Annotated in this window: 11 protein-coding genes and 1 pseudogene; 8 read left to right on the top strand and 4 right to left on the bottom strand. The window is 74.1% G+C overall.

Translation table 11 applies throughout. The features are described from left to right. The first annotated feature begins 163 nt into the window (after nt 1-163). From ACFVYK_RS24270 to ACFVYK_RS24255, 4 genes are all read left to right on the top strand, one after another. On the top strand, nt 164-811 hold the full coding sequence (locus ACFVYK_RS24270) for a hypothetical protein (protein WP_389777590.1): 648 nt from the start codon (nt 164-166) through the stop codon (nt 809-811). Between the two features lie 235 nt (nt 812-1,046). Beyond that, on the top strand, nt 1,047-3,203 hold the full coding sequence (locus tag ACFVYK_RS24265) for a DUF1996 domain-containing protein (RefSeq protein ID WP_389777587.1): 2,157 nt from the start codon (nt 1,047-1,049) through the stop codon (nt 3,201-3,203). Between the two features lie 227 nt (nt 3,204-3,430). After that, nucleotides 3,431-4,792 (top strand): diacylglycerol/lipid kinase family protein, encoded by a 1,362-nt coding sequence (locus tag ACFVYK_RS24260; RefSeq protein WP_389777584.1) that lies wholly within the window; start codon nt 3,431-3,433, stop codon nt 4,790-4,792. Then, complete coding sequence (locus tag ACFVYK_RS24255; RefSeq protein ID WP_389777571.1) at nt 4,785-5,360, top strand: phosphatase PAP2 family protein; 576 nt, start codon at nt 4,785-4,787, stop codon at nt 5,358-5,360. Before ACFVYK_RS24260 ends, ACFVYK_RS24255 begins: the two co-directional genes overlap by 8 nt. Before the next feature lie 6 nt (nt 5,361-5,366). Here ACFVYK_RS24255 and ACFVYK_RS24250 read toward each other — a convergent pair whose 3' ends face one another. After that, nucleotides 5,367-5,999: a class I SAM-dependent methyltransferase gene (locus ACFVYK_RS24250; protein ID WP_389777568.1), complete on the bottom strand. Its 633-nt coding sequence runs from the start codon at nt 5,997-5,999 to the stop codon at nt 5,367-5,369. A 140-nt stretch (nt 6,000-6,139) separates the two neighbouring features. Here ACFVYK_RS24250 and ACFVYK_RS24245 point away from each other — a divergent pair, with 140 nt between their 5' ends. Then, nucleotides 6,140-6,313 (top strand): hypothetical protein, encoded by a 174-nt coding sequence (locus ACFVYK_RS24245; RefSeq protein ID WP_389777565.1) that lies wholly within the window; start codon nt 6,140-6,142, stop codon nt 6,311-6,313. A gap of 13 nt (nt 6,314-6,326) precedes the next feature. Here ACFVYK_RS24245 and ACFVYK_RS24240 read toward each other — a convergent pair whose 3' ends face one another. Both ACFVYK_RS24240 and ACFVYK_RS24235 read right to left on the bottom strand, forming a co-directional pair. Continuing rightward, complete coding sequence (locus tag ACFVYK_RS24240; protein ID WP_389777563.1) at nt 6,327-8,285, bottom strand: NlpC/P60 family protein; 1,959 nt, start codon at nt 8,283-8,285, stop codon at nt 6,327-6,329. Nucleotides 8,286-8,517: 232 nt separating this feature from the next. After that, nucleotides 8,518-8,865 carry a helix-turn-helix transcriptional regulator gene (locus ACFVYK_RS24235; RefSeq protein WP_389777560.1) on the bottom strand — a complete coding sequence of 116 codons (348 nt, stop codon included), beginning with the start codon at nt 8,863-8,865 and terminating at the stop codon, nt 8,518-8,520. A 233-nt stretch (nt 8,866-9,098) separates the two neighbouring features. On the opposite strand from ACFVYK_RS24235, the gene ACFVYK_RS24230 reads away from it, so the two are divergent. From ACFVYK_RS24230 to ACFVYK_RS24220, 3 genes and pseudogenes are all read left to right on the top strand, one after another. Beyond that, nucleotides 9,099-9,632, top strand: a complete 534-nt coding sequence (locus tag ACFVYK_RS24230) for an STAS domain-containing protein (RefSeq protein WP_389777557.1) — start codon at nt 9,099-9,101, stop codon at nt 9,630-9,632. A 21-nt stretch (nt 9,633-9,653) separates the two neighbouring features. After that, nucleotides 9,654-10,069: pseudogene (locus tag ACFVYK_RS24225) on the top strand (flavin reductase family protein); the annotation flags it as partial. Nucleotides 10,070-10,093: 24 nt separating this feature from the next. Further along, the gene (locus ACFVYK_RS24220) at nt 10,094-10,459 is read left to right on the top strand and encodes a hypothetical protein (protein WP_389777554.1); all 366 of its coding nucleotides are present in this window, start codon (nt 10,094-10,096) and stop codon (nt 10,457-10,459) included. Nucleotides 10,460-10,567: 108 nt separating this feature from the next. Here the strand turns inward: ACFVYK_RS24220 and ACFVYK_RS24215 are convergent, their stop codons facing one another. Further along, entirely contained in the window at nt 10,568-11,605 is a 1,038-nt protein-coding gene (locus ACFVYK_RS24215) for a helix-turn-helix domain-containing protein (RefSeq protein WP_389777552.1), read from the bottom strand. Between the last annotated feature and the right edge of the window lie 195 nt (nt 11,606-11,800).

The following is an 11,800-nucleotide window of genomic DNA, read 5'->3' as shown; positions in this document are numbered from 1 at the left end:
CGGAGACGAGCGCCGCGACGACCGCGCCGGAGACGAGCGCCGCGACGACCGCGCCGGAGACGAGCGCCGCGACGACCGCGCCCCGGCCGCTGCGCGCTTCGGCGCGCTCGCCCACGCGGCCCGGTTCGTCGGCCGGACCCTGCGCGGCGAGTGGTACGGCATCGTGGTCGACCCGCTGCGGCAACTGCGCCGGCGCGGACCCGCCGCGCTGCTGCTGGCCGTCGTGGCCTGCCTCGGCGTGATCTTCTTCCACGCCATCGCCCAGCACCCCGCGGGCGCGAAGGCCGTGCGCGTCCTCGGCGGCGTCCAGGGCGACCTGCCCCTGTGGCTGACCCTGCTGCGCACCCCGGTCTCCCTCTACGTCCCGGCGCTCGATCTGCCGGTGTGGGCCGGCATCACCCAGCTGTTCCTCGCCTTCGCCCTGGCCGAACTCTCCCTCGGCCGCCGCAGGACCCTGCTCGTCGCCTACGCGTCCACCCTGGCGGGCACCCTCTCGGTACGGGTGATGCTGGCGATGGGACCCGGCTGGTGGGGCCTCGGCCTGCCGCCCGAGGCCGGCCAGGTGCTCGACACCGGCCCGTCCGCGGCCGTCGTCGGACTGTTCACCTTCCTCTCCGTCGTCCGCCGCGCGCCCATCGTGTTCACGCTCACCGGCGGCTCGATGGTGCTGGAGTCCATCGCCGCACCGAACCTCGCCGGCCGCGAGCATCTGATAGCGGTGGCCGCCGCCGTCGTCATGGGTCTGCTGCACGAACGCGCCCGCCGCGGGCGGCGGACGCCGTCCGTGTCCTTCGGCCCGCCGACGGGATGACGCGGCGTCGGTTCGAAGGGGCAGGCCACCGGGCTTCCCTGAGATGTTGCTATGAATTCGTGGGGCGGTTGAACACTTCCGGGTCCCGCCGCGTATGGGGTCGGGGGATTTCCTGTCCATGGCCGCCCACGACGCGTAGGAGCACTCCTTGGTACAGAACCGGCGCAGACGCCCGACCGGCGGACGACGCGCGACCTTCCTGGCTACGGCGTTGATGCTCGGCGGCGGCGGCCTGATGGCGGCGAACGTGTACGCCTCGGCCACCGAGGACGGCTCCGACGGCAACACGACCCGGCGGGCCGGCAACAGCGCCGTCACCATCGACTGCCCAGACGTCGGCGGCAAGCTGACCACCGTCCCGGACGGGGCGTCCGCCGAGGTCGACCGCGAACTGGCCCGGCTCGACGAGCAGGTCGCCGCGGCCTACCAGCGACTGCAGGAGTCGGCCGACGCCGTGCGCCAGGACGCCGGTTTCGCGGACAACGCGGTCATGAACCCGCTGAAGGAGAAGCGCGGCGCGACCATCGAGCGCATCGCGGTCGCCATCGACCGGGTCGGCGACCGTCCGGAAGGCCTCGAGTCCCTCGCCGCCTGCACCCTGCGCGCCTCCTCCGACCAGGCCGACGGCGGCGCCGACGGCAACGGCGACGAGAACCAGAACGGCGACCAGAACGGCGACGACGGCCGGAACGGCGACGGTCAGCAGGGCAACGGCCAGCAGGATGACGGCCAGCAGGATGACGGCCAGCAAGGCAACGGCGGACAGGCCGGCAACGGACCGGTCGCCGCGGACTACGCGGACATCAAGTCCGTGCAGCCCTCCCAGCAGGCCCCGGACCTCGCCTCCGGCCCCTCGCGCGGCACCTTCACCAGCAGCTGCGGCGTCAACGCCAACGGACTGTTCAACTCGGACAACGTGATCGTCGCGCCGGGCGTCTCCAACGGCGCCCACCACTTCCACGACTACATCGGCAACCAGTCCAACAACGCCTTCGCCTCCGACGGCGATCTGGCCAAGGCCGAGACGAGCTGCGTGGACCAGGGCGACAAGTCCACCTATTACTGGCCCGTCCTGCGCCTGCAGAACGGCGCCCAGGAACGGGACGCGGCCAGCCCCGGCGGCGGCGTCGAGGGCAACGCGGGCAAGATCGTCACCGCCAAGGAGGTCACCCTGACCTTCGTCGGCAACGCGCGCTCCAAGGTCACCGCCATGCCTCGGCTGCTGCGCATCATCACCGGTGACGCCAAGGCCTTCGTCAACGGCACGGCCAACGCCAACGCGTCCTGGAGCTGCACCGGCTTCGAGGACCGTCAGCTCAAGGACAAGTACCCGCTCTGCCCGGCCGGCAGCGACGTGGTGCGCACCTTCCGCTTCCAGAGCTGCTGGGACGGCGCCAACATCGACAGCGCCAATCACCGCACCCATGTGGCCTTCGCCGCCGCCGACGGCGCCTGCCCGAACGGCTTCAAGGCCGTGCCGCAGCTGGTGCAGCGCATCGTCTACGACGTCGACGCACCGAGCCTCCAGGACGGCGGCAAGACGACTCCGTTGTTCGCGGTGGACTCCTTCCCCGAGCAGTTGCACAAGCCGGTGACGGACCACGGCGACTTCATCAACGTCTTCGACGACGGCCTGATGGGGCAGATGGTCGACTGCATCAACGAGGGCCGTACCTGCGGCGCGGGCGCGAAGCCGGGCGACGGCGGCGCCGGCAACGGCGGTGACAACGGTTCCGGAAACAACGACAACGCCGGCAACGGCAACGGCGGCGGAAACGGTTCCGGAAACACCGGTAACGGAAACGGCGACGAAAGCGGTTCCGGAAACACCGGCGACGGCAACGCTTCCGGAAACAACGACAACGGCGGCAACGGCAACGGCGGTAATGCCGGAAACGCGGGTAACGCTGGTGACGGCGGTTCCGGGGACACCGGTTCCGGCAACAGCGGCAGCAACGACAGCAACGGCAGCAACGGCAGCAACGGCAACAGCGGCAACGGTAACGGGGGCAACGGTTCTCAAGGGAGCGCGCAGCAGTCCCGGTCTCCCGAGGCCCCCGCGAGCGCACCCGCCGAGCCGCGCGTCTACACGAAGCCCTCGCCGAAGGCGGCCGTCTCGGCGCCCGCGTCGGCGCCCGCCGCCGGTTCGGGCGGCGAGATCGGCGCTCCGGCGACCGCTCCGGAGAACCCCGCCGCGCCCACGCCCTCGTCCGGGCAGTCGCAGTCGCAGTCGCCGGTCGACAGCGGCTCCGGCGCGGTCGGCGGGACCGAGCCCCAGGCGGTCCAGGGCGGCCTCGCCGAAACCGGCGCCAACCTGTGGCCAGGGGCGCTGGGAGCACTGCTGGTGATCGGCGGCTTCGTCGTCCTGCGCCGCAGCACCCGGCGCGCCTGAGCTCCGGTCGCACGACCACGGGGCCCGTCGACTGCCGACGGGCCCCTTCTCATGAGCTCCCTCCCGGGCGGGAACCCGCACGGCGGGCGCCGAGAGCGGGATCGCGGTCACATCAAGGCGCCGTGCCATGGACAATTGACCGAGATCGTCGGCGCTGTCGACGCACAACAGGGAGCCACGGGCATGGCGAGCGCACGGTGAACGAGACAGACAGGACGAAATGGCCGCTGCCGCACGTCGGCGCGGCACGGCTGGACGCCGTCGCCCGCGCGCGGGGCTGGGCCCGGCTGGCGCTGGCGTTGGTCGCCGGCTGCGTCGCCGTGGTGATCGCGGGCGCGGGCGCCGGCGGCTGGCTGGTCCTGCTCGCGGGCTTCGCGCTGCTCGCCGCGGCCGGGGCCGGCGTGTGGTGGATGCTGGCGCACCGGGGCGGAGCCCGGTTGCTGGGCGGTCTGCTGGCCGTCAGCGCGCCCGTCGGCGTCATGGTGATGTACGCGCTGTCCGGTCTGTGGCCGGTGGCGGTGGGCGCGCTCGCGCTGTGGGCGGGCGCCCTGGCCGCGGCCCGCGCCTCGCTGCGCAGCGTGCGGCGCCCCAAGGGCACGCACGGCCGTCGGACCCCGCCCCCGCGCCGTCCGGTGCTGATCATGAACGTGCGCTCGGGCGGCGGCAAGGTCGTCAAGCACCGTCTCGTCGAGCGCGCCGAGGCGCTGGGCGCGCGGGTGGTCGTGCTCGGCGCCGACGACGTCTACACCGACCCTGCGGAGGTGGCCCGCCGGGCCGTCGCCGAGGGCGCGGACCTGCTCGGCGTCGCGGGCGGCGACGGCACCCAGGCGTTGGTGGCGGCCGTGGCCGCCGAACACGACGTGCCCTTCCTGGTCGTCGCCGCCGGCACCCGCAACCACTTCGCGATGGACCTCGGCCTCGACCGCACCGATCCCGTGCGGAGCCTGGACGCCCTCACCAACGGCGTCGAACTGCGGGTGGACCTCGGCGACGTCAGCGGACGCGCCTTCGTCAACACCGTCTCCTTCGGGGCGTACGCGGAGATAGTGCAGAGCCCCGACTACCGCGACGCCAAGGCCGCGACCGCCCTGGATCATCTGCCCGACCTGCTGCAGGGCGAATCCGGACCGGTCCTGGACGTCAGGGCGGACGACACCGAGCTGCACGCTCCGCAGGCCCTTCTGGTCAGCAACAACGCCTACGCCCGCGCCGATCCGCTCGGTGGCGGCCGCCGGCCCCGGCTCGACGCCGGTCTGCTCGGAGTGATCGGCGTCCGGGTCGAGGGAGCGGCCCAGGCCGCCGAACTCGCGCTGCTCGGCGAGCGCGCGGGCAGCATCACCTCGGTGACCTCCCGGCGCGTCGTCGTCGGGGCCGACCGCGAGCGCATCGCGGTGGCGGTCGACGGCGAGGCTCTCGAACTGGCCGTCCCCGTCGTCTGCACGGTACGGCCCGCGGCGCTGCGGGTCAGGGTGCCCCGGCACCGCCCGGGCGCCGCCTACGCTCCCCCCACGGTCGACTGGCGGCGTGTGTTCCGCCTCGCGCTCGGCCGTACCGACCACCGCACCGTCAAGGAGGCCTACGATGTCTGACCGCCGCCCGAAGCTTTCCGCCCGGAGTCTGGTCGGCGACCTCGTCACCCTGGACCAGGCCCTGTACGAGGCGGTCACCGTGACCAGGACGCCCACTCTGGACACCGCGCTGCGCCGGCTGTCGGCCGCCGCCGACCACTCCAAGCTGTCCTTCGCGGTCGCCGGCGCGCTGGCCCTGCGCGGGGGACGCCCGCGCAGGGCCGCCGTGCTGGGCGTCGCCGCCATCGGTGTCGCCTCGGCGACAGCCAACCTGCTCGGCAAGAAGTTGGTGCGCCGTCCGCGTCCGCACCGCGCCGAGGACTCGCCGTTCCCGGGGCGGCATGTGCCGATGCCGCATTCGGCGTCGTTCCCGTCCGGGCACACCGCCTCGGCGGTGGCGTTCGCGGCCGCCGTGGGCCCGACCCTGCCGGTCTCCGCCGTCCCGCTGGGACTGCTGGCCTGCGCGGTGGGCTATTCGCGCGTCCATACCGGCGTGCACTACCCCGGTGACGTCGTGGCCGGCGCGCTGCTGGGCACGGGTTCGGCGGCGCTGGTCGTGGCGCTGGCCGCCCGCGCCACGAAGCGCTGAGCGGCCCTACCGCCTGCCGCAGTGCAGGAAGAGGTGCGGCTCGGGCACGGCCTGGGGATGGTCGGGGGTGAACAGCACGTTCTCCTCGGCCAGCACGGTCAGGCCGGCCCGGGTGACGAGGTCGACGAGTGCCTCGTCGGCGAAGCTGGTCACCCGCACGGGCTGTCCCATGAACACGGCGTCGACGCCCTCGACGTCGAGCGGGACGGTCGCCAGCACGAGGCTGCCCCCGGGCCGTAGCGCACGGGCCAGCCGGCCGACCAGGGCGGCCTGGTGGGCGCGGTCCAGCTGCAGCAGCGAGAAGTACACGCAGACGGCGTCCAACGACCCCTCCGCCAGCGGGAGTTCGCGCGCGTCGAGGCAACGGAACTCCGCCTCGGGCACCTGCCGGGCGGCCAGCTCCACCATGACGGGGGAGACGTCGACGCCCAGCACCTCGTGGCCCGCCCGGGCGAGGGTCTCGGCCGTCGGCCGCCCGGTTCCGCTTCCGACGTCCAGTACGCGGCTGCCCGGCGTGAGCCGTCCGAGCAGCCACTCCAGGGACCTGCGGTGCGCCTCCGAGTGGGCGAAGGCCGTCTCGTAGGAGGGCCCCAGCGCGTCGAACACCCGCGCCGCGCGCCGCCCGTCGTCGTCCGTCAAGTCGGTCCCCCTGTCGTGACGTGCGGTTCTGTTCCCGCGTTTTTCACTACCGTAAGTAACATGATCAAATCCTCTTGACGTGGAACCTACTGGTGAGTAGCCACGCCCCGGCAACCGTCGCTTCGTTCGGAGGACCCCCCATGCACACTCCCGAGGACGCCCTGCAGGAGACCCGCGCCGCCTACGAGGAGCATGCGCGCACATGCCGTCAGTGTCACGTCGACATGTCGCCGTGCGCCGTCTCCAAGCTCCTGCTGCGCGCCTACAACAACGCCAGACGAGTTCAGGCGCGGGCCGGCTCCGCGCTGCGCTGAGGAAACCGGCGGCTCAGGCGGGCCGCACGGCGCCGCGCAGCGCGCCCTCCCCGAACGGGAGGATCGCCTCCTCGCGGATGGACGCGCCCGGCCCCGGTGCGTGGATCATCATGCCGTCGCCCGTGCACAGTCCGGTGTGGCTGAGGTCGTCGAAGAAGAAGACGAGGTCGCCCGGGCGCAGATCGGCCAGGCTGATCCGGGTGAACGCCTTCGCCTGGTCGATCGCGGTGCGCGGGAGGGTCACCCCGGCCGCCCGCCAGGCGGCCTGGGTGAGGCTGGAGCAGTCGTAGGACTCGGGCCCGGTGGCTCCCGACACGCACGGTCGGCCCACCTGTGCCCGGGCGAAGGCGAGCGCCTTGTCCGCCTTCCTCAGATACGCCGTGCCCGTGGTGCCGGTCGTCACGTCGGCCGGGGCCGCGACCGTCGGGACGGCGGCCGGAAGCGGGACGGCGGGGGCCCCGGGACCGGCGGCGGCCGGGTATCCGGAACCGACCGTCACCACGTCCCATGCGGGGACCGTGACGCCGACTCCGGCGGTCGGCCGGCTCGGGACGGACGCCCCGGCGGGCGCGAAGAAGCCGGACTCCGGTGCGGTGAGGGGGAGTTCGGGTGCCGGGTAGCCGAGCGGCGGTGCGGCGACGCCCGGGCCGGGGGCCGGGTGGCCGGGCACGGCCGTGAGAGCGTCGACGCCGGGCGTCCTGAAGGCCGTATCGGCCGAGGGGAGGCCGAAGTCGGGCATCGCATAGCCGGACGAGGCTGGGGAGAGACCGGGTTCGGCGGCCGGGTAGCCGGTCGCGACCGAGAGGGCGCCGGTGCCGGCGTCAGGCGTCAGGAAGCCGGACTCCCGTGCGGTCAAGGCGAGTTCCGGAGCGGGATAGCCGGGCGCCGGTGCCATGCCGCCCGGTTCCGGCCCGCGCTGACCGGGAGCCGCGACGGGGGCGGGCACGGCGAGAGCCATGTCGGGCACCGCGAAGCCCGAGGCCGATGTCGCGAAGTCCGGGGCCGGCGTGGGGAAGCCCGAGGCCGGTGTCGCGAAGTCCGGGGCCGGCGTGGGGAAGTCCGAAGCCGGTGTCGCGAAGTCCGGGGCCGGCACCGCGAAGCCCGAGGGCGGTGTCGCGAAGTCCGGGGTCGGCGTGACGATGCCGAGCTGGCCCGTCGTCGTGAGGAGGGTGTCGGGGCCGGCGGGAGCGGCGGCGGCGGTGGTCGGCGTGCCCGCCCACGCTGCCGCGATCTCCGCCCGGAACGCCTGCTGTTCCGCGGTGTCCCAGGTCTGCTGTACCGGCTGCGCCTGGGCCGGCTGCGTCTCGATCACCGGCAGGACGGCGGTGGCGGCAGCCGACTGGATCGGGGCGGGCGCGGACAGGGCGGCCACCGGGCCGGCGACGGCGCCGGCCAGGATCGCCCGCGCCGCGGTGAGCTTGCGCCCGTTGCGCTCCTTGGTGCTCTTGAGCGAGGCCTGCCGGTCCGAGGGCGCCGCGGCCGGGGCGGGCGCGGCGGCGAGGGCGGCCGGGGCGGGCGCCAGGGCCCTGGGCTCGCCCTGACGGGGCTCGGGCACCCCGGGCAGCGCGGCGACCGCCGGTCCGGTGAGCTCCGGGACCCGTCGGACGGCGGCCTCCAGCTCGCGCACCACGGCGCTGTCGGCGGCGCGTTCCGGTGCGCGCGCCGCCCGGGGAGCCGGGGTCGGCAGCCGGTCGGCAGGCAGCACGGCGGGGACGGTGGGCCCCACCCGGTCGCGAGCCCTGTCGAACCACTGCCTGGCCACCGCGTCGAGCGACGGGTCGGAGGAGCCGCGCCCGCTGCCGGCGACGGAGGTGACCGTGCCGCGCGAGCGGCTCGACATGGCGCGTGTGGCGTTGTAGTTGCCCGTGTCGCTCTCGGCCCGGTCGTAGAGGGAGTCGACCCGCTGCCGGATCTCCGCCCGACTCGGCTCGTCGCTGCTGCCTGGGAAGCGCGGGCTGCGATCCGTCGCCATGGAAGACGTACTCCTTCCGTGCTCCGCCGCCGGTAGGCGGTGGAATCCGGGCGACCCCTGTTGCGGGCGCCTCAAGCCCCCTGCCCTGAAGGGCAGTCGAACGGCCTGGCGTCAACTTAGCCAACTTGTGTGCCTGGCGTGAAGATTGAGGTCTTAAATGTCCGATACGTAGTCGTGACCTTCGTCTCTCGCCGTCGTCGCGCCCCTGGTCCGGGCGCTGCCGACGCGCCGGTCACGGTCGTCGGTGGTTCGTCCCGGTCGCGGGGCGGCGGCTGCGGGCCGCATCGTCCTGCGCCAGGAGGGAGAGCAGCGCCGCCACGCTCAGTCCCGCCTCGGCGGGGTGGCGCAGCAGCCGGTCGGGCTCGATCCGGTAGGTGTTGCCGCGCCCCTCCCGCGTGTGGGAGAGGTAGCCGTCCTGCTCCAGGTCCGCGATGATCTTCTGCACGGCCCGTTCGGTGAGGCGGCAGTGCGCGGCGATGTCCCGGATGCGGGCGCTGTTGTCGTCCGCGATGGCGGCGAGCACGCGCGCGTGGTTGGTGAGAAACGTCCATCCGTTGTGTGGCTCGGGCACCCCTTCCATGAGGCAATCATACGCGTGAGGGTTCACGCATCCAAAAACCGGAACGTCATTTCGTGTATTGGTTGACGTATGACGAGTGCGGGGGGAGTCTTGAGGTGACACGTGGAATGACCGGGGAGGCGGTCATGCGGGAACCTGCCTTTGACGCGAACGCCGGAGGGGCCGACGCCCGCCCGGGAGCGGGGACGAGCGGTGCCCGTTCGTCTCGGCCGGCCGCTCCTCCGGCCATCCGCGTGCGCACCGACGCCGGACGCGTCGTCGTCGCGGTGCGGGGAGAACTCGACCTGGAGTCGACCGGACGGCTGGAGCAGGCCCTGCACGGGGCTCTCGGCGCGGCGGTCGGCGGAGTCGACCTCGAACTCGACGGAGTCGCCTTCTGCGACTGCTCCACCCTGAACGTGCTGCTCGCCGCTCGTGAGCGGGGCCTGCGGGAGGGGAGAACGGTCACCGTGCGCACGGTGAGCCCGGCCGTGGAGCGGCTGCTGGACCTGACCGGCACCCGCACGCTGTTCGAGGCCCCCGTCCCCGCCGCCGACACCCCCGGCCGCGTCGGCGGCAGCGGGGCGGCGGACCGTGAACCGCGCGGCGCCGACGGCCTCCTGGTCCACCCGCACGACGCGGGCGTCGTACACAATCTGCGCGTCGAGGTCGTGCGTCTGCGGCGCGCCCTGCAGACCCGCCCGGTGATCGACCTCGTCCGCGGCATCCTCATGGCATCCTCATGGCGTCCTTCGGCCTGGGTTTCGAGGAGGCCCGGCGGGTGCTGACCCTCGCCTCCCAGAACGCCGGGACCCAGGGCCACGCTGCGCAACGTCGAGGCCACCGGCGAGTTCGTGGTCAACCTCGCGCCCGAGCCGCTTCTCGAGCAGATCAACGCCACCGGGACCGGCTCCCCCCGCACCAGGGCGAGTTCGACGCGGTCGGCATCGAGCGGGAGCCCTCGCTGCGGGTGGGACCGCCGCGGGTGGCCGCCTCGCCCGTGGCCCTGGAGTGCAGACTGCATGCGACGTTGGGCATCGGCCGCTCCACCCTGGTCCTCGGCGAGGTCCTGCACGCGGCCGTGCGGGAGGACGTGATCGTCGACGGGCACCCCGACATCCGGCGGCTGCGGCCCCTGGCCCGGCTGGGCCGCGACGAGTGGGGCACCGTCGGGGAGGTCCACGACCGCGCCCGCATCGCCTACGGCGACTGGCCGCCGTCCTGAGCGGTCCCGTCCTATGCTCGGACCATGAACAGACCCGTGACGCAACGCCAGGACGGCAACGACTCCTGGCGTTCCCTGTGGTCGGTCGGCTCGGCGCTGTCGGTCGGCTCGGTCGGATCGTTCCTCTCCGTCGGCTCCGTGGGCAGCTGCCTCTCGGTCGCCTCGGTCGGCGGCTTCCTGTCGGTGGGCTCCGTCGGTTCCGCCGCGTCCGTCGCCTCCGTGGGCTCCTGGCTCAGCGCCGGTTCGGCGCTGTCCGCCCGCTCGACCGGCTCCGTGCTGTCCTGGCGCTCCCGCGGCGGCGTCCGCGCGGCCGGCACGGCGGCGGCCACGGTCGCCGGAGCGGTGCTGCTGTGCGCGTGGGCGTCGGGCCGGGGCCGTTCCGTGCGGTGATCCCGGCGAGGGCCGGCCGCCGCTCGACCGGCTCCGGGAAGGGCCGGCGTGCGGAGCGAACGGCGGAGCCCACCGGGGCCGGCCGCGCCTCGACGCACGCCGTCGCGGTCAGGCGAACTCCACCGCGGACAGCGGGCCCAGCGGATCGGCGCCGGGACGCCCGGCGGGCACCGCAGCACGTCTCGTCCCGCGCCACTCGCGGGGGGACAGCCCGTAGGCGGCTCGGAAGACCCGGCTGAAGTGCGCCGGGTTGGCGAAGCCCCACCGCTGGGCCACCGCGGACACCGTGGGAGCGGCGGAACCGGCCCGCGCCAGCTCACGGGCGCACCGCTCCAGCCGGCGCTGCTGGATCAGCCGGGCGACCGTGACGCCCTCGCCCTCGAAGAGCCGGTGCAGATAGCGCACCGAGATGTGGTGCGCGGCCGCCACCGACTGCGGGGAGAGGTCCGGATCGCCGAGGCGCAGGTCGATGTGCTCGCGCACGCGCGCCACGACAGGGTCCACCCGGTCGGCCTCCGGCTGGGCCCGCCCGGTCCGCTCGTCGAGCAGCGTGGCGAAGAGGTCCACTACGCCCGTGGCCAGCCTGGCGGCGACCGAGGGCGCACAGCGCGGGACCGAGGCGGTCAACGAGGTCAGGAAGTTCGCCAGCAGGGCGCCGAAGCCGTCCCCGCCGCCGATCGCGGTCCCGGTCACCCGGCGCAGCTCCTCCTCGGGCAGGTTCACGGCCCGGCGGGGCATGTGCACCAGATGGGCGGTGAAGCGCCCCGGGAAGTCGAGGGAGTAGGGCCGTGCCGTGTCGTGGACGAAGAGGTCGCCCTCCTCGACGACGGCACGTCGGCCGTCCTGGACCAGCGTCGCCGTGCCCGCCCGCTGCACGCCGACGGCCACGTAGCCCGCGCCCCCCGCGCCCGCGCCCCCCGCGCTCTCCTCGGCGATGTGGGCCGCGGTGCGGGTCAGCCGATGCGCGTCGGCGTCGACGGCACAGATGCGCAGGCAGCCCAGCCGCTCGGTGCGGACGCGGGCCTCGAACGGGCCGTCGCCGCGCGCGGTGACGGCCATCGGCACCAGCGCCCGGCCCAGCGCGTCGCGCCAGTGGGCGAGTCGGTCCCCGTCGGGAACCGAAGCGGTCGTCAGCACCAGGGCCACCTGGCCCTCCTCTCCAGCCGTGCGAAAAACCGGCGGAGAGCGTCGGACGGCGGCCCGTTCTCCCCGCCGCCCCTCAGCCAAGCAGCCCCCCGCGGCCGCGGCCAGGCAGGAAACAGGCAGAAACGCGAACGGCGCGGAACCGGCCGGGCCGCCCGTCGTGCGCTGAGGGAACAGCACCGTGCGCCGAGGGACAAG

Source organism: Streptomyces sp. NPDC058291 (assembly GCF_042880855.1).
Lineage (GTDB): Bacteria > Actinomycetota > Actinomycetes > Streptomycetales > Streptomycetaceae > Streptomyces.
This window is presented reverse-complemented; position numbering and strand designations above follow the sequence as displayed.